Source organism: Streptomyces mirabilis (assembly GCF_039503195.1).
GTDB classification, from domain to species: Bacteria; Actinomycetota; Actinomycetes; order Streptomycetales; family Streptomycetaceae; genus Streptomyces; species Streptomyces mirabilis_D.
Genome location: NZ_JBCJKP010000001.1, coordinates 3,209,278 through 3,231,517 on the forward strand (window position 1 = coordinate 3,209,278; position 22,240 = coordinate 3,231,517).

22 protein-coding genes are annotated in these 22,240 nt (G+C 68.8%); 8 read left to right on the plus strand and 14 right to left on the minus strand.

Going from position 1 to position 22,240, the window contains the following annotated elements; genetic code table 11:
* Positions 1 to 18 precede the first annotated feature (18 nt).
* From qcrB to ctaE, 4 genes are all read right to left on the minus strand, one after another.
* Positions 19 to 1,659: a cytochrome bc1 complex cytochrome b subunit gene (qcrB, locus tag AAFF41_RS15185; protein ID WP_319752496.1), complete on the minus strand. Its 1,641-nt coding sequence runs from the start codon at positions 1,657 to 1,659 to the stop codon at positions 19 to 21.
* Complete coding sequence (gene qcrA / locus AAFF41_RS15190) at positions 1,656 to 2,720, minus strand: cytochrome bc1 complex Rieske iron-sulfur subunit (RefSeq protein WP_319752497.1); 1,065 nt, start codon at positions 2,718 to 2,720, stop codon at positions 1,656 to 1,658. The genes qcrB and qcrA overlap by 4 nt, the downstream gene beginning before the upstream one ends.
* Complete coding sequence (gene qcrC / locus AAFF41_RS15195; protein ID WP_319752498.1) at positions 2,717 to 3,526, minus strand: cytochrome bc1 complex diheme cytochrome c subunit; 810 nt, start codon at positions 3,524 to 3,526, stop codon at positions 2,717 to 2,719. Before qcrC ends, qcrA begins: the two co-directional genes overlap by 4 nt.
* Positions 3,527 to 3,618: 92 nt before the next feature.
* Positions 3,619 to 4,239: an aa3-type cytochrome oxidase subunit III gene (gene ctaE / locus AAFF41_RS15200; RefSeq protein ID WP_054231552.1), complete on the minus strand. Its 621-nt coding sequence runs from the start codon at positions 4,237 to 4,239 to the stop codon at positions 3,619 to 3,621.
* A gap of 193 nt (positions 4,240 to 4,432) precedes the next feature.
* On the opposite strand from ctaE, the gene AAFF41_RS15205 reads away from it, so the two are divergent.
* Positions 4,433 to 4,834 (plus strand): response regulator, encoded by a 402-nt coding sequence (locus tag AAFF41_RS15205; RefSeq protein WP_054231553.1) that lies wholly within the window; start codon positions 4,433 to 4,435, stop codon positions 4,832 to 4,834.
* Positions 4,835 to 4,899: 65 nt separating this feature from the next.
* Here AAFF41_RS15205 and AAFF41_RS15210 read toward each other — a convergent pair whose 3' ends face one another.
* The 4 genes from AAFF41_RS15210 to ctaC all read right to left on the minus strand — a co-directional run bounded on the left by AAFF41_RS15210 (position 4,900) and on the right by ctaC (position 9,400).
* Complete coding sequence (locus AAFF41_RS15210) at positions 4,900 to 6,162, minus strand: L,D-transpeptidase (protein WP_143601406.1); 1,263 nt, start codon at positions 6,160 to 6,162, stop codon at positions 4,900 to 4,902.
* Between the two features lie 150 nt (positions 6,163 to 6,312).
* Positions 6,313 to 6,711, minus strand: a complete 399-nt coding sequence (locus AAFF41_RS15215; RefSeq protein WP_054231555.1) for a cytochrome c oxidase subunit 4 — start codon at positions 6,709 to 6,711, stop codon at positions 6,313 to 6,315.
* Positions 6,708 to 8,444, minus strand: coding sequence for an aa3-type cytochrome oxidase subunit I (gene ctaD, locus AAFF41_RS15220; RefSeq protein WP_054231556.1), 1,737 nt, complete (start codon positions 8,442 to 8,444; stop codon positions 6,708 to 6,710). The genes AAFF41_RS15215 and ctaD overlap by 4 nt, the downstream gene beginning before the upstream one ends.
* Positions 8,441 to 9,400, minus strand: coding sequence for an aa3-type cytochrome oxidase subunit II (gene ctaC, locus AAFF41_RS15225; protein ID WP_319752499.1), 960 nt, complete (start codon positions 9,398 to 9,400; stop codon positions 8,441 to 8,443). The genes ctaD and ctaC overlap by 4 nt, the downstream gene beginning before the upstream one ends.
* A gap of 333 nt (positions 9,401 to 9,733) precedes the next feature.
* Between ctaC and AAFF41_RS15230 the strand changes: the two genes are divergently transcribed.
* Positions 9,734 to 11,125 (plus strand): cysteine desulfurase/sulfurtransferase TusA family protein, encoded by a 1,392-nt coding sequence (locus AAFF41_RS15230; RefSeq protein WP_319752500.1) that lies wholly within the window; start codon positions 9,734 to 9,736, stop codon positions 11,123 to 11,125.
* A gap of 54 nt (positions 11,126 to 11,179) precedes the next feature.
* Here AAFF41_RS15230 and AAFF41_RS15235 read toward each other — a convergent pair whose 3' ends face one another.
* A complete protein-coding gene (locus AAFF41_RS15235) occupies positions 11,180 to 12,154 on the minus strand; it encodes a carbohydrate kinase family protein (protein WP_319752501.1) in 975 nt (324 codons plus the stop codon).
* Between the two features lie 134 nt (positions 12,155 to 12,288).
* Here AAFF41_RS15235 and AAFF41_RS15240 point away from each other — a divergent pair, with 134 nt between their 5' ends.
* Positions 12,289 to 12,504: a hypothetical protein gene (locus AAFF41_RS15240; RefSeq protein ID WP_319752502.1), complete on the plus strand. Its 216-nt coding sequence runs from the start codon at positions 12,289 to 12,291 to the stop codon at positions 12,502 to 12,504.
* A gap of 99 nt (positions 12,505 to 12,603) precedes the next feature.
* Positions 12,604 to 14,163, plus strand: a complete 1,560-nt coding sequence (locus AAFF41_RS15245; protein ID WP_319752503.1) for a hypothetical protein — start codon at positions 12,604 to 12,606, stop codon at positions 14,161 to 14,163.
* Between the two features lie 114 nt (positions 14,164 to 14,277).
* On the opposite strand, the gene AAFF41_RS15250 is transcribed toward AAFF41_RS15245, so the two are convergent.
* On the minus strand, positions 14,278 to 14,634 hold the full coding sequence (locus tag AAFF41_RS15250) for a HesB/IscA family protein (RefSeq protein ID WP_054231562.1): 357 nt from the start codon (positions 14,632 to 14,634) through the stop codon (positions 14,278 to 14,280).
* A 319-nt stretch (positions 14,635 to 14,953) separates the two neighbouring features.
* On the opposite strand from AAFF41_RS15250, the gene nadA reads away from it, so the two are divergent.
* Positions 14,954 to 16,138 (plus strand): quinolinate synthase NadA, encoded by a 1,185-nt coding sequence (gene nadA, locus AAFF41_RS15255; RefSeq protein ID WP_319752504.1) that lies wholly within the window; start codon positions 14,954 to 14,956, stop codon positions 16,136 to 16,138.
* 34 nt (positions 16,139 to 16,172) lie between these two features.
* On the opposite strand, the gene AAFF41_RS15260 is transcribed toward nadA, so the two are convergent.
* From AAFF41_RS15260 to AAFF41_RS15275, 4 genes are all read right to left on the minus strand, one after another.
* Entirely contained in the window at positions 16,173 to 16,856 is a 684-nt protein-coding gene (locus tag AAFF41_RS15260; RefSeq protein ID WP_060895957.1) for a response regulator, read from the minus strand.
* Complete coding sequence (locus AAFF41_RS15265) at positions 16,853 to 18,076, minus strand: sensor histidine kinase (RefSeq protein WP_319752505.1); 1,224 nt, start codon at positions 18,074 to 18,076, stop codon at positions 16,853 to 16,855. Before AAFF41_RS15265 ends, AAFF41_RS15260 begins: the two co-directional genes overlap by 4 nt.
* A gap of 131 nt (positions 18,077 to 18,207) precedes the next feature.
* Positions 18,208 to 18,486, minus strand: a complete 279-nt coding sequence (pspAA, locus tag AAFF41_RS15270) for a PspA-associated protein PspAA (protein ID WP_319752506.1) — start codon at positions 18,484 to 18,486, stop codon at positions 18,208 to 18,210.
* Positions 18,487 to 18,516: 30 nt separating this feature from the next.
* Positions 18,517 to 19,308 carry a PspA/IM30 family protein gene (locus AAFF41_RS15275; protein WP_067363540.1) on the minus strand — a complete coding sequence of 264 codons (792 nt, stop codon included), beginning with the start codon at positions 19,306 to 19,308 and terminating at the stop codon, positions 18,517 to 18,519.
* Between the two features lie 246 nt (positions 19,309 to 19,554).
* Here AAFF41_RS15275 and AAFF41_RS15280 point away from each other — a divergent pair, with 246 nt between their 5' ends.
* The 3 genes from AAFF41_RS15280 to AAFF41_RS15290 all read left to right on the plus strand — a co-directional run bounded on the left by AAFF41_RS15280 (position 19,555) and on the right by AAFF41_RS15290 (position 22,170).
* Positions 19,555 to 20,181 carry a DUF3043 domain-containing protein gene (locus AAFF41_RS15280; protein WP_075026446.1) on the plus strand — a complete coding sequence of 209 codons (627 nt, stop codon included), beginning with the start codon at positions 19,555 to 19,557 and terminating at the stop codon, positions 20,179 to 20,181.
* An 83-nt stretch (positions 20,182 to 20,264) separates the two neighbouring features.
* Positions 20,265 to 20,966 carry a class I SAM-dependent methyltransferase gene (locus AAFF41_RS15285; protein WP_319752507.1) on the plus strand — a complete coding sequence of 234 codons (702 nt, stop codon included), beginning with the start codon at positions 20,265 to 20,267 and terminating at the stop codon, positions 20,964 to 20,966.
* Between the two features lie 109 nt (positions 20,967 to 21,075).
* Positions 21,076 to 22,170 carry a S1C family serine protease gene (locus AAFF41_RS15290; protein WP_319752508.1) on the plus strand — a complete coding sequence of 365 codons (1,095 nt, stop codon included), beginning with the start codon at positions 21,076 to 21,078 and terminating at the stop codon, positions 22,168 to 22,170.
* Positions 22,171 to 22,240: the final 70 nt, after the last annotated feature.

Consider the following 22,240-nt stretch of genomic DNA (forward strand, 5'->3'; position numbering starts at 1 on the left):
GGTCAACCGGTCGGAGGATCAGTGGTGGCCGTGGCCGCTCGTGATCTCCTTGTACTCCTCGACCGTGGGCTTCGGGATCTGGCTGTCCTCCCCGTAGAAGCCCTCGCTGAGCTTGGAGCGCAGCCTCTCCGAGCCCTTCACCTTGCGCTCGACACCGTTCTCGTCGACCGTCGCGCCGATCACGGCCGGCTGGTACTGCTCGTGCGCGGTGAGCGTGTGCAGGGCGTCCTGGCTGAGCGGCTCGTGCACCTCGATGAACTCACCGTGCGGCAGGCGCTTGATGATGCCCGACTCGCGGCCGTGCAGCACCTTGTCCCTGTCGCGGCGCTGGAGGCCGAGGCAGACCCGCTTGGTGATGACGAACACGATGACCGGCACGACGAAGAAGCCGATGCGCACGAACCAGGTGATCGAGTTGATCGACAGGTGGAAGTGCGTGGCCCAGATGTCGTTGCCGCCACCGACGAGCAGGACGAAGTACCAGCTGATCCAGGCGGCGCCGAACGCGGTCCGGGTCGGGACGTTGCGCGGGCGGTCCAGGATGTGGTGCTCGCGCTTGTCGCCGGTGACCCAGGACTCGATGAACGGGTAGACCGCGATCGCGACCAGGACCAGCGGGAAGATCACCAGCGGGATGAACACGCCCAGCACGAGCGTGTGACCCCAGACGTTGATCTCCCAGCCCGGCATGACACGGATCAGGCCCTCGGAGAAGCCCATGTACCAGTCGGGCTGGGCGCCCGTGGACACCATGTCCGGACGGTAGGGGCCCATGGACCAGATCGGGTTGATCGAGGCGATCGCCGCGATGGCCGCGATGACACCGAAGACCAGGAAGAAGAAGCCTCCCGCCTTGGCCATGTACACCGGCAGCAGCGGCATTCCGACGACGTTGTTGTTCGTCTTTCCGGGGCCCGCGAACTGCGTGTGCTTGTGGTAGAAGACCAGGATCAGGTGGCCGACCACCAGGCCGAGCATGATGCCCGGCAGCAGCAGGATGTGGACCGAGTAGAACCGCGCGACGAAGTCGCCGCCCGGGAACTGCCCGCCGAAGAGGAAGAACGCCAGGTACGTGCCGACGACGGGCACGGACAGGACCGCGCCCTCCATGAAGCGGACACCGGTGCCGGAGAGCAGGTCGTCCGGGAGCGAGTAACCGGTGAAGCCGGTGAACATGCCCAGGACGAACAGCAGGAAGCCGAACAGCCAGTTGACCTCACGCGGCTTGCGGAACGCACCCGTGAAGAACACACGCATCATGTGCACGAACATGCCGGCGAGGAAGATCAGCGCCGCCCAGTGGTGGATCTGCCGGACCAGCAGACCACCGCGCACCTCGAAGGAGATGTGCATGGTCGAGTTGAACGCCTCGGACATCAGCTGTCCCTGCAGGGGGACGTAGCTGCCGTGGTACGTGACCTCGTTCATCGACGGGTGGAAGAACAGCGTCAGGTACACACCCGTGAGGATGATGATGATGAAGCTGTAGAGGCAGATCTCACCCAACATGAACGACCAGTGGTCGGGGAAGATCTTGCGCATGTTGGACTTGGCCAGGGAGTAGATCCCGAGCCGTCCATCGGCCCAGTCGGCGACTTTCTCGCCGGCCGGAGCCTTCTCGCGCGAGGGGCGCGAGTCGGAAGTGGTGGTAGTGCTCATCCGCGCTCCCAGAAGGCAGGACCGACGGGCTCTTCGAAGTCGCCGAGCGCTTCGAGGTAGCCCTGTTCGTTCACACCGATGCGCAGCTGCGGCAGGGCGTGACCGGCCGGGCCGAAGATCACTCGGGCACCGTCGGAGAGGTCGAAGGTGGACTGGTGGCAGGGGCAGAGCACGTGGTGCGTCTGCTGCTCGTACAGAGAGATCGGGCAACCGACGTGGGTGCAGATCTTCGAGTACGCCACGATGCCCTCGTGCGACCAGGCGAGCTCACGCTTGTCCTTGATGTTCTCCGGCTGGAGCCGGACGATCATCAGGGCCGCCTTGGCGATCTGGAGCTGGAAGTCCTCGTCGTGCTCCTCCAGGCCCTCGGGCTTGGCGAAGGTGAGCGAGCCGACGGCGACGTCGGAGGCGCGCAGCGGCTCGTTCGTGTTCATGTTGACGAGCAGCTTGCCCTTGGACCAGAGCGTGTGGCGCAGCTTGGTGCCGGGCAGCGGACCCAGGTCGCGCAGCAGCATGACGCCGGAGAGCGGGAACAGGGCCAGCGCGCCGAACATCGTGTTGCGGATCAGCTTGCGGCGGCCGAGCGCGGACTCCTTGGCGCCCTGCTTGAAATCGGCCAGGACCTTGGCCTTGACCTCGGGCTCCGCCTCGATCGGGTGACGCTGGTCGGCGATCTCCACGTCGGACATCAGGGTGCGGGCCCAGTGGACCGCGCCGGCACCGATCGCGAACAGCGCCACACCGAGGGTCATCCCCAGCGCGAAGTTCAGCGCGCTGATGTGCCCGAGCGGGAAGACGAAGATCGACTTGTCCCTCGGGATCGCCACGTACGAGGCGATGAAGCCGACAGTGGCCAGCATCGACAACGTGAACAGCATGGCGACGGCGCGCTCGGACCGCTTGGCGGCCCGCTCGTCGATGTCCTGGATGCGGGGCTCGTGGGGCGGCAGGCCCGGGTCCGCGAACGGGTTGGTCTCGTCCGCGAGGGCTACCGCACCGTGACCGTGCTCGTCGACCTGCTCAGCGGGCAGGTTCTCTTCTGGAATGTCTTGGCTACTCATGACTTCTTGGCCTTTGCGGTCCGAGCGGCGACCCAGACGGCGACGGCGACCAGGGCGCCAAGACCGAAGATCCAGCCGAAGAGGCCTTCACTGACCGGCCCGAGGCCGCCCAGCTCCAGACCGCCGGGGCTCTCGGTGTCGTCACCGTTGACCGCGTTGAGGTACGCGATGATGTCCTTCTTGTTCTTCTCCGACAGCGTGGTGTCGGGGAAGGACGGCATGTTCTGCGGGCCGGTCTGCATGGCCTCGTAGATGTGCTTGGGGTCGACACCCTCAAGACTCGGCGCGTACTTGCCGTGCGTCAGCGCGCCGCCCTTGCCGGTGAAGTTGTGGCACTGCGCGCAGTTCGTACGGAAGAGCTCGCCGCCCTTGGCGATGTCCGCGCCCTCGGGGCTGACCTGGCTCTTCGTCGGAATCGTGGGACCGGCGCCGAGCGAGGCGACGTACGCCGCGAGCTGGTCGATCTCGGCCTGCGAGTAGATGACCTTCTTGCGCGGGATCTGAGCACCCGGCTGCTGGGCCGGCATACGGCCGGTGCCGACCTGGAAGTCGACCGCCGCGGCGCCCACACCCACCAGGCTCGGCCCGTCGGAGGACCCCTGACCGCCGGTTCCGTGGCAGCTGGCGCAGCCCACGGAGTAGAGCTTCTTGCCCTCGTCGATGGCAAGGGACTGGGCGGTCGTATCGGCCTGCGCCTTGCTCGCGGGTGCGAACGCGGCGTACAGCCCCCCGGTGGCCGCCAGCGCGAGGAGTAGGACGACGACCGCCGCCAGCGGATGGCGTCGTCGTGCGGAGAGCTTTTTCACGGATTACCCCGGTGTCAGGATCTTCTGCGTCGATGCTTCTGGAAATGGATCGGTTCGTCGCGTGCGATCGGTTCGCCGCGGACGCCGCCCGGTTACTTGATCATGTAGATCGTGGCGAAGAGGCCGATCCAGACGACATCGACGAAGTGCCAGTAGTAGGACACGACGATGGCTGCGGTTGCCTGCTCGTGAGTGAACCTCTTGGCCGCGTAGGTACGACCGAGGACAAACAGGAAGGCGATGAGTCCACCCGTCACGTGCATGCCGTGGAAACCGGTGGTCAGGTAGAACACCGAGCCGTACGGGTCGGAGGAGAGCGAGAGCCCGTCCTTCTTGACCAGCTCGGTGTACTCGAAGATCTGACCGCCGATGAAGATCGCACCCATCACGAACGTGACGGTGAACCACATCCGGAGCTTCTTCACGTCCCCGCGCTCGGCGGCGAACACGCCGAGCTGGCAGGTCAGGGAGGAGAGCACCAGGATCGTGGTGTTCGAGGCCGAGAACGGGAAGTTGAGATGGCTCGCCATCTCCTTCCAGTGATCCGGTCCGGTCACTGATCGCAGGGTGAAGTACATCGCGAAGAGGGCCGCGAAGAACATCAGCTCGGAACTCAGCCAGATGATGGTTCCGACGCTGGTGAGGTTCGGCCGATTGACCGACGGGTGCGCGTGCCCGGTTTCTACTGTCGTTGCTGTCGCCACGACCGACATTATGTCGGTCGCTTATCCCGCCCTCACGCCCGGGGGTGCCGTTCGGGGTGTTGATGGGGTGTGTCCAGCCCGTATGGCCCATCGAAGCCCTGTCCGAACCGGTGTTGACGGGGTGTTCGAGGGGGTAGCATCCGCGCCATCGGTACCAGGAGTTCCCGAGCAATGCCGTGCTTCTTAGATGCGTGGAGGAACAATGCAGCCGACCGCCACGGTGCTGGTCTACAGCGACGACTCCAACACCCGGGGGCAGGTGCGGCTGGCGACCGGCCGCAGACCGGCCCCCGACGTCCCCCAGGTCGAGTTCGTCGAGTGCGCCACGCCCGCCGCCGTCCTGACGGAGCTGGACAAGGGCGGGATCGACGTCTGTGTGCTGGACGGCGAGGCGGTTCCGATGGGCGGCATGGGCGTCTGCCGGCAGATCAAGGACGAGATCTTCAACTGCCCGCCCGTGCTGGTGCTCATCGGGCGTCCTCAGGACGCCTGGCTGGCCACGTGGAGCCGTGCGGACGCGGCGGTGACCCTTCCGGTGGACCCGGTCGAGTTCGCCTCCGCGTTGGCCTCGCTGCTCCGCCGCAAGGCCCTTCTGGGCGCCTGAGAGCGCGGAGCGGCGGAAGAACACAGCCCCGCGCCCCTTTCGGGGCGCGGTGGCGAGGGTCTGGGTCACACGGACTCGGGGCGCAGGCGGGCCCGGTCCGTCAGCTTCGGGCCCTCCGGGGTGCCCGCCGTCAGGGCGCTGCCGTTGCGCCAGTCCTTCCAGGCGACGTTCCAGTCGCCGAAGCCGTTGTTGAACGGGGTCATCGCGTCGCCGTTGGAGTTCTGGACCTTCACGATGTCGCCCGGTCGGACGTTCTTGAAGAACCACTCCGCGTTGCTGGTGCTCATCCCGGTGCAGCCGTGGCTGACGTTGGCGGACCCCTGCTCCCCCACCGACCAGGGCGCGGCGTGCACGTACTCGCCGCTCCAGGTGACCCGGGTCGCCCAGTAGACGGGCAGGTCGTAGGAGTCCGCGCTGCCCTCGGCGATACCGACGGTGGTACCGCGCATGCGTACGTAGGGCTCCTTGCTCAGTACGACCTTGACACCGTTGCGGGTCTCGTAGCCCGGCTTGCCGGTGGTCACGGGGATCTGGTTGATCACCTGGTCGTTCTTGTAGATCGTCATGGAGTGCGCGGCGGCGTCCGTGACGGCGACGAAGCGGTCCCCGGTGGTGAGCGTCAGGGGCTTCGCGTCGCCGCCCCAGAGCCGGTCGGCGACCTTGATGCCCTTCAGGTTGCTGTGGGCCTGGATGGTGGCGTGGATGGGCCAGTACTCCTTGGGACGGTAGTGCAGCGTCTTGTCGTCCACCCAGTGCCAGGCGCCCTCCACGGCGGGCACGGAGTCGACCTTCAGGGCTCCTTCGACGATCGCGCGAGCGGCCTTGTCCTTGACCGGGGCACTGAGTTCGGCGGTGATGGGCTGACCGACGCCGTACTCGCCCGAGGCGGGCCCCAGGGTCACGCCCAGGGGCTTGTTCGTGGTGGGCGCGGTGGTCTCGAAGTCGACGATCTGGCGGCCGGGGGCGCCGTCCTCGTCCTCCGTGCTCACGTGCACCGTGTAGTGGGCGCCCGCGGCCAGTGGTGAGGTGCTGTGCCATCGGGAGCCGTCGGCGGCGAGTTCGCCCGCCACATAGCGCCCCGACGCGTCGAAGGCCGTCACATCGGTGATGCGCTCGTCGTCGCCCTTGGAGGTGATTTCCAGGGGCTTGTCCGGGTCGACCTTGCGGCTGTCGCCGACCACGTCGGTGAAGGAGAGCTGACCCGCCGCGTCGTACGGCCTGGCGGAGAGCGGGTGGCCGCTTCCGCCGCAGGCAGCGGCGGCCGCGCCGAGGGCGACCACCAGCGTGGTGCGGCTGACGACCGTGCGGATTCGCGGTGCGTGATTCATGGACTCACGCTATGAACACCCGCCGACCATGGCGCGGCGAGTGAGCCGTGTGGGGGATGTGACGTGCGGCAAAAGAGGAAGCCCGGACTCTCCATCAGGAGAGTCCGGGCTTCCGGGGTGTCCAGCGATCACTACGGGACCGCGTGCGTGCTACTGGGTGCGGTTCTCACCGTGGTAGTACTCGAAGACCCAGCCCCACAGACCGATCAGGATGAGCGGGAACCCGAAGTACAGCAGCCACCAGCCGAAGACGACGGCCATGAAGGCGATCGCACCGCCGACGCCGAGCGCGAGCGGCTGCCAGCTGTGCGGGCTGAAGAAGCCCACCTCGCCGGCCTCGTCCGCGACATCGGCCTCGTCGTTGTCCTGCGCCAGCTGGTCGACCCGCCGGGCCGTGAAGGCCAGGTAGTAGCCGATCATCACGCTCAGACCGAAAGCCAGGAAGAGCGCCGTGGTGCCGGCCGGCTCCTTCGACCACACGCCATAGACGATCGCGATGACGAGGATGAAGGCAGCCAGCCAGAGGAACATCTTGCCTTGGACCTTCACTTGCCGGCCTCCTTGCCACCAGCGAGGGCCTTCTCACCGTGACCAGCGTTCTCGAGCTGGTCGAGAGCGGCGATCTCCGGGTGGTGCAGGTCGAAGGCCGGGGATTCGGAACGGATCCGCGGCAACGTGAGGAAGTTGTGGCGCGGCGGCGGGCAGGACGTGGCCCACTCCAGCGAGCGGCCGTAGCCCCACGGGTCGTCGACCTCGACCTTCTTGCCGTACTTGGCGGTCTTCCACACGTTGTAGAAGAACGGCAGGATCGACAGGCCGAGCAGGAACGAGCTGATCGTCGAGATCGTGTTCAGCGCGGTGAAGCCGTCGGCGGCGAGGTAGTCCGCGTAGCGACGCGGCATGCCCTCGACACCCAGCCAGTGCTGCACCAGGAACGTGCCGTGGAAGCCCACGAACAGCGTCCAGAAGGTGATCTTTCCGAGGCGCTCGTCGAGCATCTTGCCGGTGAACTTCGGCCACCAGAAGTGGAATCCGGAGAACATCGCGAACACGACCGTACCGAAGATCACGTAGTGGAAGTGCGCCACCACGAAGTACGAGTCCGAGACGTGGAAGTCCATCGGCGGCGAGGCCAGGATGACACCGGTCAGACCACCGAAGGTGAAGGTGATCAGGAAGCCGACCGCCCAGAGCATCGGGGTCTCGAAACTCAAGGACCCCTTCCACATCGTTCCGATCCAGTTGAAGAACTTCACGCCTGTCGGTACGGCGATGAGGAACGTCATGAAGGAGAAGAACGGGAGCAGGACACCACCGGTGACGTACATGTGGTGCGCCCACACGGTCACGGACAGACCGGCGATGGAGATCGTCGCGGCGATCAGGCCCATGTAGCCGAACATCGGCTTGCGGGAGAACACCGGGATGACTTCGGAGATGATGCCGAAGAATGGTAGAGCGATGATGTACACCTCTGGATGGCCGAAGAACCAGAAGAGGTGTTGCCATAGCAAGGCTCCGCCATTGGCGGCGTCAAACACATGCGCACCGAATTTTCGGTCCGCCTCCAGCGCGAACAGCGCCGCCGCGAGCACGGGGAAGGCCAGCAGCACCAGCACCGCGGTGAGCAGTACGTTCCACACGAAGATCGGCATGCGGAACATCGTCATGCCGGGAGCGCGCATGCAGATGATGGTCGTGATGAAGTTGACCGCACCGAGGATCGTGCCGAAGCCGGAGAAGGCCAGACCCATGATCCACATGTCGGCGCCGACACCCGGCGAGCGGACCGCGTCCGACAGCGGGCTGTAGGCGAACCAGCCGAAGTCGGCCGCGCCCTGCGGGGTGAGGAAGCCACCGACCGCGATGAGCGAGCCGAACAGGTAGAGCCAGTAGGCGAACATGTTCAGCCGCGGGAACGCCACGTCGGGCGCGCCGATCTGCAGCGGCATGATCCAGTTCGTGAAGCCGGCGAACAGCGGCGTCGCGAACATCAGCAGCATGATCGTGCCGTGCATCGTGAACGCCTGGTTGAACTGCTCGTTCGACATGATCTGCGTGCCGGGGCGAGCCAGTTCGGCGCGCATCAGCAGCGCCATGACGCCACCGATGCAGAAGAACGCGAACGACGTGACGAGGTAGAGCGTGCCGATCGTCTTGTGGTCAGTGGTGGTGAGCCACTTGATCACGACGTTGCCCGGCTGCTTGCGCCGCACCGGCAGCTCGTTCTCGTACGAGTCTTCGGCTGCCCCGGCACCCTGAGGTTCGTTGAGGATGCTCACAGGTTGTTCGTCTCCCGGTTCTTCTCGTGGCCCGTCTGCTCAATGCCGGCCGGGACGTAACCGGTCTGTCCCTGCGCCGCGAGCTGCTTGAGGTGGGCCTCATAGCGCTCGGGGGAGACGACCTTCACGTTGAAGAGCATCCGGGAGTGGTCGACGCCGCACAGCTCGGCGCACTTGCCCAGGAAGGTGCCCTCCCTGTTGGGGGTCACCTGGAAGGAGTTGGTGTGGCCCGGGATGACGTCCATCTTCATCAGGAACGGCACCACCCAGAAGGAGTGGATGACGTCACGCGAAGTGAGGACGAAGCGGACCGTCTTGCCCTTGGGCAGCCAGAGGGTCGGACCGGGGTTGCCCGTCTGCGGGTTCCGCTCACCCGGCGTACCGACCTCGTAGACACCGCCGGCGTTCGCCGGGAAGTCCTTCTTGAACCGGTCCGGAATGGCGGCCAGGTTCGGGTCGATCTTGGCGTTGCCGGTGACACCGGGAACGTCCTCGATGTAGTTGAAGCCCCAGCTCCACTGATAGCCGACCACGTTGACCGTGACGTCGGGCTTCTGCTTGAGGCTGAGGAGCTTCGTCTCGTCGCGGGCGGTGAAGTAGAACAGCACCGAGACGATGATCAGCGGGACTACCGTGTACAGCGCCTCGATGGGCATGTTGTACCGGGTCTGCGGAGGAACTTCGACCTTGGTGCGGCTGCGCCGGTGGAAGAACACACTCCACAGGATCAGGCCCCACACCAGCACGCCAACGGCGAGCGCGGCCGCCCAGGACCCCTGCCACAGGGAGAGGATCCGCGGACCCTCTTCTGTGGTCGGGGTGGGCATACCAAGGCGGGGGAAGTCCTTGTATGTGCAACCGGTGGCGGTCGCCAGGACCAGGCCCGCAGTCAGTGCCTGCAGCAGCTTCCGCCGCATCGGGCGCCGCGGCGAGCGGTCGGAGCCGTTGGGACTCACGTAGCGCCTTCCCGAGAGTCTCGCCCGCGCGGTCGGCTGCGGCCTTCTCGCTGGTCGGTCGCCGCCCTGCGTCGGGCAGGGGTTTGGATGTTTATGCGGACCAAACCCTACTGGACGCTATTTGGGGTCGCGCGGGGAGGGTGCCCAACGCGCCGCTGGGTCAGCCGAAGGGGGTGGGTTGCCCTGCTCCGGGCTACTTCTGACGGAGGTTTGGGGCGCCCAGGAGCTCGGAGCGGGAGGACATCACAGCGGCTGCGGGCTCGTTGTGGCTTGTCGCGCCGTTCCTCGCGCCCCTTTGGGGCGCTGCCCTGACCGGGGCCTTAGCGTTGGGGTGTGGCCTACTTCGATGCTGCTTCCGCTGCTCCTCTCCATCCCGTCGCCCGGCAGGCCCTGCAGGCCTCGCTCGACGAGGGGTGGGCCGATCCCTCGCGGCTCTACCGGGAGGGGCGGCGGGCCCGGCTGTTGCTCGACGCGGCGCGCGAGGCGGCGGCCGAGGCGGTGGGGTGCCGCCCGGACGAGCTGACCTTCACCTCGTCGGGCACCCGGGCGGTGCACTCGGGGATCGAGGGTGCGCTGGCGGGCCGCCGACGGGTCGGACGCCACCTGATCGTGTCAGCTGTCGAACACTCGTCGGTACTCCATTCGGCAGAGGTCCACGAGGCGGCCGGCGGCTCGGTGACGACGGTGCCCGTCGACCGCGCGGGCACCGTCTCCCCTTCTTCCTACGCCGCCGCCCTGCGCCCCGACACCGCGCTCGCGTGCCTCCAGTCCGCCAACCACGAGGTGGGCACGGAGCAGCCGGTGCGGGAGGTCGCGGAGGCGTGCCGGGCGGCGGGGGTGCCGCTGTTGGTGGACGCGGCGCAGTCACTGCCCTGGCGCCGGGTGGAGGGCGACTGGTCCCTGCTGACGGCAAGTGCCCACAAATGGGGCGGGCCTTCGGGAGTCGGACTGCTCGTCGTGCGCAAGGGGGTGCGGTTCGCTCCCCAAGGGCCCGTGGACGAGCGGGAGTCGGGGCGGGCGGCGGGCTTCGAGAACATCCCTGCCGTCGTGGCCGCGGCGGCGTCGCTGCGCGCGGTACGGGCGGAGGCGGTCGCGGAGGCGGCCCGCCTGCGGGAACTGACGGAACGGATCCGCGTACGGGTGCCCGAACTGGTCCCGGACGTCGAGGTGGTCGGGGACGCGGTTCACCGTCTGCCGGGGATCGTCACCTTCTCCTGCCTGTACGTCGACGGGGAGACGCTCCTGCACGAACTGGACCGGGCGGGCTTCTCCGTCTCCTCCGGCTCCTCCTGCACGAGCAGCACGCTGACCCCGAGCCATGTCCTGAAGGCGATGGGCGTCCTGAGCGAGGGCAACGTCCGGGTCTCGCTGCCACCGGGTACGCCGTCCGAGGACGTCGACCGGTTCCTGTCGGTGCTGCCGGACGCGGTCGCGGACGTACGCGAGAAGCTCGGCGCCCCGACGGCGTCGGCGCCGCCCTCCCCGTCCCCCTCCGACTCCGACGCGCTCGTGGTGGACTCCCTCGGCAAGCTCTGCCCCATCCCGGTCATCGAACTGGCCAAGGTCATCGGGGACGTGCCGGTGGGCGGCACGGTCCGCGTCCTCTCGGACGACGAGGCCGCCCGGCTGGACATCCCGGCGTGGTGCGAGATGCGGGGGCATGAGTACGTCGGGGAGGAGCCGGCGGACCACGGCTTCGCCTATGTGGTCCGCCGGGTGTCCTAGACGGTCGGCCGAAGGAGTGTCCCGATCAGGCCAGGTGGGCCCGGACCTGGGTGATCAGGCCAGGTGGGCCCGGACCTCGATGGCCGCGTCGTCGCCGTACGCCTTGGTGAAGCGGTCCATGAAGTGGGCGCGGCGGAGCTGGTACTCCTGGGTGCCGACCGTCTCGATGACCAGCGTCGCGAGCATGCAGCCGACCTGGGCGGCGCGCTCCAGGGAGACTCCCCAGGCGAGGCCGGAGAGGAAACCGGCGCGGAACGCGTCGCCGACGCCCGTCGGGTCCGTCTTGCGCTCCTCGTCCGGGCAGCCGACCTCGATCGGGTCCTCACCGGCCCGCTCGATGCGCACGCCCCGGGCGCCGAGGGTCGTCACCCGGTGACCGACCTTCGACAGGATCTCCTCGTCGCTCCAGCCGGTCTTGGACTCGATGAGCCCCTTCTCGTACTCGTTGGAGAAGAGGTAGGTCGCCCCGTCCAGCAGTATCCGGATCTCGTCGCCGTTCATACGGGCGATCTGCTGCGAGAAGTCGGCGGCGAAGGCGATCGCGCGGGAGCGGCACTCCTCCGTGTGGCGGAGCATCGCCTCCGGGTCGTCGGCGCCGATCAGGACGAGGTCGAGGCCGCCGACCCGGTCCGCGACCGACTTGAGCTCGATCAGCCGGGCCTCGCTCATCGCGCCCGTGTAGAAGGAGCCGATCTGGTTGTGGTCGGAGTCCGTGGTGCACACGAAGCGCGCGGTGTGCAGCACCTCGGAGATCCGGACCGAGTCGGTGTCGACGCCGTGGCGGTCGAGCCACGCCCGGTACTCGTCGAAGTCGGAGCCCGCGGCCCCGACCAGGATCGGCCGGGTGCCCAGCTGTCCCATGCCGAAGGCGATGTTCGCGCCGACGCCACCCCGGCGTACGTCGAGGTTGTCGACCAGGAAGGACAGGGAGACCGTGTGCAGCTGGTCCGCGACGAACTGGTCGGCGAAACGGCCGGGGAAGGTCATGAGGTGGTCAGTGGCGATGGAGCCGGTGACTGCGATACGCACGGCGAGGACACGCTCCTGCGACGGAAGGGGATTGACAGTTCACGCTACCCGGTCGACCCGTGCCGTCTGAAGCGGTCAAAACTACCCGATAGTAGGTCTTTCTTCGTAACGCTCGGCGTGCATACGGTTCCGTCATGACGAACCGCAAGGTCCACGGCTCCGTTCCGCACGACCTCGAAGGAGATCTGGCGTCGCTGCGCGGCGACGGCGCCTTGGCCCGGGACTGGGCGGCACCGGACCCGATCATCCCCCGCGCCGACCTTCCCGTGTCCCCGTCGCGCATCCACGGGGTGACCGTGCCTCCCGCGTCCGCCCGCCTGCTGGACGCGATGTCCGACTACGGCGACTGACAGGACCCGGAAGGTCCTCGAAAAGGGCGGCCCCGAGCGGCGCCCGCAGGGAACCGTGCGCTCCCCCGCTGCGTCCCATCGCTGTCCCCCGTAAAGGGGATGCGGTGTACGACCAGAAGGAGCGATGCGGTGAGCACCGAGCGACCCGAGACCGAAGCGCCCGAGCCCCCCGAGGACGGCGGCGAGTCGGCGAAGCCGCGCCGCCGCCATTCCCCGGCGGCCGTCGCCTCCGTCGCGGCCGCGGTGCTGCTCGTCGGGGGCGGCGGGGCCTATCTCGCCGCGACCGCGTCCGGCGGCGGGAGCGACCGCGACCACTCCGCGAGCCCCGGCGCCGACGGCACTCCCCCGCCGCTGGTCCTCGACGGCTACACCGAGGGCGGCACGGGTGGCACGGGCGGCGATATCGCGCCCGGTGAGCCCAACCCCTACGGCGCGGCCTACCACGCGAACGGCACCCTGCCCGCCGGCCCGGACTCCGCGCCCGTCTACGCGGCGAAGGGCGAGGTCACGGCGGCCGAGGTGGCCCGCCTCGCAAAGGCCCTGGACATCGCTGGCACCCCGAAGCTCACCGGCGAGACCTGGAAGGTCGGCCAGGACAAGGACGGTTCGGGACCCAGCCTCCAGGTGAACCAGCGGGCCCCCGGGACCTGGACGTTCAGCCGGTACGCGCCCGGCACCGACAACTGCAAGGGCGCCGTGTGCACGAGCGACCCCGGCTCCCCGAGCAGCCACGCGGTGACCGAGACCGCCGCGAAGAAGGCCGCCGTGCCCGTGCTGAAGGCGCTGGGCCAGGACGACGCCAAGCTGGACGCGAGCGAGCTCATGGGCGCCGTACGGGTGGTGAACGCGGACCCGAAGGTCGGGGGCCTGCCCACGTACGGCTGGACGACCGGCGTCCAGGTCGGCCCGGACGGCCAGGTGGTGGGCGGCAACGGCCAGTTGAAGACGCCGGTCGAGGGAGACACGTATCCCGTGATCAGCGCGAGCAGGACCCTGGATCTGATGAACGGCAAGGCCTCTCTCGCGACGCCGGGCGGCGGGCGCGTGGGACCCGGCGGCTGCGCCAGTGCCGTACCGCTGAAGGACCGTGACGAGACGCCGTGCCGTGCGTCGACGGCGGTGCCGAAGCGGGAGTCGGTGGCCGTCGAGAAGGCCGTCTTCGGGCTGGCCTCGCACTTCGTGTCCGGGCACCAGACACTGGTGCCGTCCTGGCTGTTCGAGGTACGGCCGACGGGCACGGACTCCGCCTTCACGGTGACGCATCCGGCGGTCGCCCCGAAGTACCTGACCTCGCCGGAGCCGACCGCGGCACCGACGCCGACCGCCACCCCCAGCCCGCGGCCGACCGCCGCGCCGACGTCCCGTGACGTCAAGGTGCAGGGCTACACGGCCGACGGCAAGGACCTGACCGTGAGCTTCACGGGCGGGGTGTGCGCGGACTACTCCGCCTCCGCGAGCGAGAGCGCGGACAAGGTGATCGTCAAGGTGACCGAGACACCGTGGCAGGGCAAGATCTGCATCCTCATCGCCAAGGTGTACGAGAAGACGGTGCACCTCGACCAGCCGCTCGGCGACCGGAAGGTCGTCGGGTCCGACGGCACGCCGATCCCGGAGGGCAAGCCGGCCGGCGCCTCGGTGAAGACGCCCCGGGCACGGTAGCCACGGGAGTGGTCGGGGCGGCTCAGGCATGGCCCCGGATGCGCGAAGGCGGCGTCCCTGTCGGAGGGGGACGCCGCCTTCGTACGCGTTACGCGTTCGCCAGTTGGCCGGGGCTCAGCTGAAGGAGTCGCCGCAGGCGCAGGAGCCCGTCGCGTTCGGGTTGTCGATCGTGAAGCCCTGCTTCTCGATGGTGTCCACGAAGTCGATGGAGGCGCCGCCCAGGTACGGAGCGCTCATGCGGTCGGTGACGACCTTGACGCCACCGAAGTCCTTGACGACATCGCCGTCGAGGGAGCGCTCGTCGAAGAAGAGCTGGTAGCGCAGACCGGAGCAGCCACCGGGCTGAACGGCGACGCGCAGCGCCAGATCGTCGCGGCCTTCCTGGTCGAGCAGGGCCTTGACCTTGCCCGCGGCGGCGTCGGACAGCATGATGCCGTCGCTCACGGTGGTCTTCTCGTCCGATACGGACATCTGCTTCTCTCCCGGGTTGTACGGAGACTGCTTGCCGACGATTGCAACCGCCGGGGCCGCGGATTCATTCCGGGCCGAGAGTCTGCCTTTCCGTGGGCTTTCCGTTCTCGCCTCCCATGCTCGCACACGCGCCGGAGAGCGGACAGCGGCCTGTGGACAACCTCCGGGATTCACGTCACATCGACACTATGGACATCGTCAACATGACATGAAGCGGTTATGATAGATAGCGTCATTTCGACGAAAAGGCTAGTCCGAATGTCCCGCTGGGTCGCCCCCCGTGATCCAAGCGAGCCGCAGAACAGAAAGGGTGCGTGTCGTGACCACCGCCCAGACCCAGGAGCTCGACGTACAGCCGACGCCCCTCGCCCTACTGCTGCTCGGCCGCGAGGCCGACCCGAGGAGCGAGCGCGGCGTGGAGTGTCCCGGAGACCTGCCCTCGCCGTCCGACCCGGACCTCGTGGAGCGGGCCCGCGCGGCCAAGGAGAAACTCGGGGACAAGGTCTTCGTGCTCGGCCACCACTACCAGCGCGACGAGGTCATCCAGTTCGCCGACGTCACGGGCGACTCCTTCAAGCTGGCCCGCGACGCCGCCGCGCGCCCGGAGGCCGAGTACATCGTCTTCTGCGGTGTGCACTTCATGGCCGAGTCCGCGGACATCCTGACGTCCGACGACCAGAAGGTGGTCCTCCCCGACCTCGCCGCCGGCTGCTCCATGGCCGACATGGCGACGGCCGAGCAGGTCGCCGAGTGCTGGGACGTGCTGACCGAGGCCGGGATCGCCGAGCAGGTCGTACCCGTCTCCTACATGAACTCGTCCGCCGACATCAAGGCGTTCACCGGCAAGCACGGCGGCACGATCTGCACCTCCTCCAACGCCCAGCGGGCCCTGGAGTGGGCGTTCGAGCAGGGTGAGAAGGTCCTCTTCCTCCCCGACCAGCACCTCGGCCGCAACACCGCCGTCCGCGACATGGGGATGAGCCTGGAGGACTGCGTCCTCTACAACCCCCACAAGCCGAACGGCGGCCTCACCGCGCAGCAGCTGCGCGACGCCAGGATGATCCTGTGGCGCGGCCACTGCTCGGTCCACGGCCGCTTCTCGCTGGACTCGGTGAACGACGTCCGCGAGCGCATCCCCGGCGTGAACGTCCTCGTCCACCCCGAGTGCAAGCACGAGGTCGTGTCGGCGGCGGACTACGTCGGCTCCACGGAGTACATCATCAAGGCCCTGGAGGCCGCCCCGGCGGGCTCCAAGTGGGCGATCGGCACGGAGCTGAACCTGGTCCGCCGCCTGGCGAACCGTTTCGCGGCCGAGGACAAGGAGATCGTCTTCCTCGACAAGACGGTCTGCTTCTGCTCCACCATGAACCGCATCGACCTCCCCCACCTGGTGTGGACCCTGGAGTCCCTCGCCGAGGGCAACCTGGTCAACCGCATCGAGGTGGACAAGGAGACGGAGGCGTTCGCCAAGCTGGCACTGGAGCGGATGCTGGCGCTGCCGTAACGCGGAGACCATTGCGCCCTCGGGCGTACCAGGATCACTCCACCCTCGGGCGTACCAGGCCCGACTCGTAGGCGATGACGACGAGTTGGGCCCGGTCGCGGGCACCGAGCTTGGCCATGGCCCGGTTGACATGGGTCTTCACGGTGAGCGGGCTGACCTCCAGCCGCTCGGCGATCTCGTCGTTGGAGTGTCCTCCCGCGACCTGGACGAGCACCTCGCGCTCGCGCCCGGTGAGCGCCTCGAGCCGCTCGGCCCGGGCGGAGTCCCGGCCCTCGTCCGAACCGTCCCCCTGGGCGAGGAACTTGGCGATCAGTCCCTTGGTGGCCGCCGGGGACAGCAGCGCCTCGCCGCCCGCCGCGATCCGGATGGCGTTCAGCAGCTCCTCCGGCTCCGCGCCCTTGCCGAGGAAGCCGGAGGCGCCGGCCCGCAGCGACTGCACCACGTACTCGTCGACCTCGAAGGTCGTCAGCATGACCACCCGTACGTGCGCGAGTCCCGGGTCGGCGCTGATCAGCCGGGTGGCGGCGAGGCCGTCGGTGCCCGGCATCCGGATGTCCATCAACACCACGTCGGCGCGGACCTCCCGGGTGAGCCGCAGCGCCTCCGCGCCGTCGGACGCCTCGCCGACCACCTCCATGTCGGGCTCGGAGTCGACGAGGACACGGAACGCGCTGCGCAGCAGCGCCTGGTCGTCGGCGAGCAGGACACGGATGGTCATGCGGAGTCCCCCAGGGCCGGCGCGGTGCGGTTCTTGACCGGAAGGATCGCATGGACCCGGAAGCCGCCTCCGTAGCGGGGACCGGTCGTGCAGGTGCCGCCGAGCGCGGTGACCCGCTCGCGCATCCCGAGCAGCCCGTGCCCACCGCCCTCCTCCGGGCCGTCGTCCTGCCCGGGTCCGTTGTCGAGGACGGTCACTTCCACGTTCGGTCCCACGCGTACGACGCTGATCTCGGCCTTCGCCTGCGGGCCCGCGTGTTTCTGCACATTGGTGAGGGCTTCCTGGATGACGCGGTACGCGGCGAGGTCGACGGCGGCGGGGAGGGTGGTGCCGTGGTCGGCGCGGGCGACTTCCACGGGGAGTCCGGCGTTGCGGAAGGTGTCGGCGAGTTCGTCGAGGCGGGCGAGGCCCGGGGCGGGTTCCGTGGGGGCCTCGGGGTCGCCGGACTGGCGCAGCAGGCCGACGGTGGCGCGCAGTTCGTTGAGGGCCGAGCGGCTGGCCTCGCGGACGTGCGCGAGGGCTTCCTTGGCCTGGTCGGGGCGCTTGTCCATCACATGGGCCGCGACTCCGGCCTGCACGTTGACGAGGGCGATGTGGTGGGCGACGACGTCGTGCAGGTCGCGGGCGATACGCAACCGCTCCTCGGCGACGCGGCGGCGGGCCTCCTCGTCGCGGGTGCGCTCGGCGCGGTCGGCGCGTTCGCGGATGGCGTGCACGAAGGCGCGGCGGCTGCGTACGGCGTCGCCCGCGGCGGCGGCCATGCCCGTCCAGGCGAAGATCGCGAGGTTCTCCTGCGCGTACCAGGGCAGGGGGCCGACCAGCATCGCGCAGGCCGTCAGCACCGTCATCGTGAGCAGGCCGACGCGCCAGGTGGTGGGGCGGTCCGTGGTCGAGGCGACGGTGTAGAGGGCGACGACGGCGGACATCACCACCGGGGCTCTGGGGTCGCTGGCGACCAGTTCCACGGCGGAGAAGGCGCCGGTCGTGGCGAGGATGGATCTGGGGGCGCGGCGGCGGAACACGAGGGCGGCGGCGCTGAGCACCATGAGGGTGAGGCTGAGGACGTTCGGGGTGTGCGTGCCCCAGGTCGCTCCGTTCTCCCCGTGGGGGTCGATGAAGGAGCTGGCCAGCATCGCCACGAGTACGCCGGCCGCCAGGGTCGCGTCCAGTGCCATCGGGTGCGCGCGGAGTCTGCACTTCGTGCGCTCTAGAGTGCTCACCCGTTTTACGGTACGGGGCCCTTGCAGGGGGCGGAACGGGGCTGCTGGGCGCCGCGGGTTCTCGCCCCCACCGCCCCTGCCCTCCCCCAAGCTCTCGGCTTCGCCCCCCGCTCACCCCCCGGAGGGAACCGTCAGCCGGGGATCAGGCCCTCGTCGGTCAGCATGGCGCGGACCTCTTCGAGGGTCGCGTCGGGGGAGGGCAGGATGAGGTCGGAGGGTTCGAGGGCGTCGTCGGGAAGCGAAACGCCGAGGTGGCGGACCTGGTCCAGAAGAGTGGTCAGGGTGCGACGGAAGCCGGCCTCGTCACCGCTCTCCATCTCGGCGAGCAGCTCGTCGTCCAGCTTGTTCAGCTCGGTGAGGTGGCTGTCGTCCAACCTCACCTGCCCCTCCCCCATGATCCGTACGATCATGTCGCCCTCCTCAGGCGCCCTAGGTGTGGGTCACTGCTTGTCGAAGCGCGGGGTGTCCCGCGGCTGGGACTGCGACGTGGACTGTCCCGTGCCGCCCTCGATCGCCTGCTGCGGCGAACCACCGGCGAGCTCGGCCTTCATGCGCTGCAGTTCCAGCTCTACATCCGTACCACCGGAGAGCCGGTCCAGCTCGCTCTGGATGTCGTCCTTGGCCAGACCGGACTGGTCGTCGAGCGCACCGGAGGCGAGCAGCTCGTCGATCGCGCCGGCGCGGGCCTGCAGCTGCGCGGTCTTGTCCTCGGCGCGCTGGATCGCCATGCCGACGTCGCCCATCTCCTCGGAGATGCCGGAGAAGGCCTCTCCGATGCGGGTCTGCGCCTGGGCCGCCGTGTAGGTCGCCTTGATGGTCTCCTTCTTGGTGCGGAAGGCGTCCACCTTGGCCTGGAGCCGCTGCGCCGCGAGGGTGAGCTTCTCCTCCTCGCCCTGGAGGGTCTGGTGCTGCGTCTCCAGATCCGTCACCTGCTGCTGGAGCGCCGCACGGCGGGAGAGCGCCTCGCGGGCCAGGTCCTCGCGGCCGAGCGCGAGCGCCTTGCGGCCCTGGTCCTCCAGCTTGGTGGACTGGTTCTGGAGCTGGTTCAGCTGAAGTTCGAGGCGCTTGCGGCTGGTCGCCACATCCGCGACGCCGCGGCGCACCTTCTGCAACAGCTCCAGCTGCTTCTGGTACGAGTAATCGAGGGTTTCGCGCGGGTCCTCGGCCCGGTCAAGGGCCTTGTTCGCCTTCGCGCGGAAGATCATCCCCATACGCTTCATGACACCGCTCATGGGCTTCGCGCGCCCCCTTCTGACGGACTCCAGCTCCAGGTACTGCAACAGAACCCACAGTACGGGCCCTGCATCCATTACCGCACTGTTCGGGGACGGATGCGCTCATCCCCAAGGACGACTGCGTACGGCACCGCTCCGGCGTAGGGAGTAGGTGGGACTCGGGGTCCACCCGTACACAACGTCCCCTCTGTCCCAGTACAGACGTACGGTGTTGCCGGATCGTTCCCCACTCGAACGACGTCCATGCCGCCGCACCCCGTACCCTTGGGTTTTGTGTTCCGTAGCCGTGCCAAGGAAGAGAAGGCCCCCGCCGACAAGGCGCCGGTGACCGACTCCAAGCAGACCCGTGACCCGCAGGCCCCCAAGGGCCGCCCCACGCCCAAGCGCAGTGAGGCCCAGACCCAGCGTCGTAGCGTCGCCCAGACGCCGACGACGCGCAAGGAGGCGGCCAAGCGGCAGCGCGACGAGCGCCGTGTCCAGATGGAGAAGCAGCGCCAGGCCCTGGCCAACGGCGACGAGCGCTATCTGCCCGCCCGTGACAAGGGGCCGGTGCGCAAGTTCGCCCGCGACTTCGTGGACTCGCGCTTCTGTGTCGCGGAGTTCTTCCTGCCGATGGCCGTGGTCATCCTCGTGCTGAGCATGGTGCGGGTGGGCTCGCTGCAGAACATCGCGCTGCTGCTGTGGCTCGTGGTGATCGTGATGATCGTGGTCGACTCGATCGGCATCGCGATCCGCCTGAAGAAGCAGCTGGCCGCCCGCTTCCCCGACGTGCCCAAGAAGGGCGCGGTCGCCTACGCGCTGATGCGTACTCTCCAGATGCGACGCCTCCGGCTGCCGAAGCCGCAGGTCAAGCGCGGAGAGCGGCCCTGAGCACGACATCGTTCTCCGGAGGCGCGGCGGATGCCTGGCTGAGCAAGCTGGGCGGGCTGCGTGATGTCGTACGACAGGAGCTGGTGGCCCGGCAGCTCGACGAGCAGATAGCCGGCCGTTTCCCGGTCGGGCAGCGATTGCGGGTGCTCGACGTCGGGATGGGACAGGGCACGCAGGCGCTGCGGCTGGCCAGGGCCGGGCATCAGGTGACCGGCCTCGAGCAGGACGCGAAGATGCTCGCCGTGGCCCGGGAGGCGCTGGCCGCCGAGCCCGAGGGCATCCGGAGCCGGGTGCGGCTCCTCGAGGGCGACGGCCGCGAGACGGGCGTGCACTTCCTGCCCGGCAGCTTCGACGTGGTGCTGTGCCACGGCGTACTCATGTACATCGAGGAGCCGGACCCGCTCCTCGCGGGGCTGGCGCGGATGCTGGCCCCGGGCGGGCTGCTCTCGCTGCTGGTACGCAATGCCGACGCGCTGGCCATGCGGCCGGGCCTGTCCGGCGACTGGACGGCGACCCTGGCCGCGTTCGACACGGACGCCTACGTCAATCGGCTCGGTCTCGCCGTCCGCGCGGACCGGCTCGCCACGCTGACGTCGACGCTCGCGGGGATCGGGGCGGCGTTGCACGCCTGGTACGGCGTGCGGGTCTTCACGGACACGGCGCCCGACGGGACCCCCGTCCCCGAGGACGTGGCGACTCTCCTGGCCGCGGAGGAGCGGGCCGGGCGGACGGACCCCTATCGCCAGGTGGCGGCCCTGCTGCATCTCTGCGGCGTACGCGGCTGATCGATCCCTGCGGCGTACAGGACCGATCGTTGCCTGATCGCTGCCTGATCCCCCCTGTTCGGCCCTGCATCGCGAGCCGTGGCAGAGCCGCGAAAGGGACACTCTGGACATGGCTGCCACCCGTGCCCCCGTGTCGCGTCCGCTGCTCCCCATACCCGCCCTCGTCATCACCACCCTCGCCTGCGCCGCCGCCCTGCTCTCCGGCTGTTCCGACGCCGGGTCGCCCGCCAAGAAGGACGGGACGAAGGACGGGACGACGCAGGCCGTCGTCCCGCTCGCGGCCGACGACCTGCAGAACGCGTACCTGAAGGTGATCAAGAACGTCCTGCCCTCGGTGGTGCAGATCCAGGCGAGCGACGAACTGGGCTCGGGGGTGGTCTACGACGGCCAGGGACACATCGTCACCAACGCGCACGTGGTCGGGAGCGAGAAGACGTTCAGGGTGACGACGGCCAACAGCCAGAACGTGCTGACGGCCAGGCTCGTGTACACCTACCCGGCCCAGGACCTCGCCGTCATCAAGCTCGACAAGGTGCCGAGCGGGCTGAAGGCGGCCACCATCGGGAACTCGGAGAAGGTCGAGGTCGGCCAGATCGTGCTGGCGATGGGCTCGCCGCTCGGGCTGTCGTCCAGCGTGACCCAGGGCATCGTGTCGGCGACCGGGCGCACCGTCAGCGAGGACAGCACCGGCGGCGGGACGGGGGCCACCATCGCCAACATGGTGCAGACGTCGGCCGCGATCAACCCGGGCAACAGCGGCGGCGCGCTCGTCGACCTGAACGGGCAGGTCATCGGCATTCCCACGCTGGCCGCGACGGACCCGAGCCTCGGGGGCGGCACGGCGCCCGGTATCGGATTCGCGATCCCGGCCTCGATGGTGCGGACGATCGCCGACCAGATCATCAGGACCGGCAAGGTCACCGACTCGGGACGGGCCGCGCTCGGCATCACCGGCCGCACCGTGCTCGACGAGACCTACGCGCCCGCGGGTGTCGCCGTGGTCGAGGTGAAGCCCGGCGGCGCGGCCGACACGGCGGGCATCCGGCCCGGCGACATCATCACCCGGATCGGCACGAACGACATCACCACCCTCACCTCGCTCGCCGAGGCGCTCGCGGCCGACAAGCCGGGCCAGCGGACGCGGGTGACGTTCGTCCGGGGCGCGGCCGAGCGGACGGTCGGCGTGCGGCTCGGTGAGCAGTAGGTACGGGGTGAAGGCGGCGGCGAGGGACTGACGCACGGCGAACGGGGTTGCCGGGAGCGGTCCCGGCAAC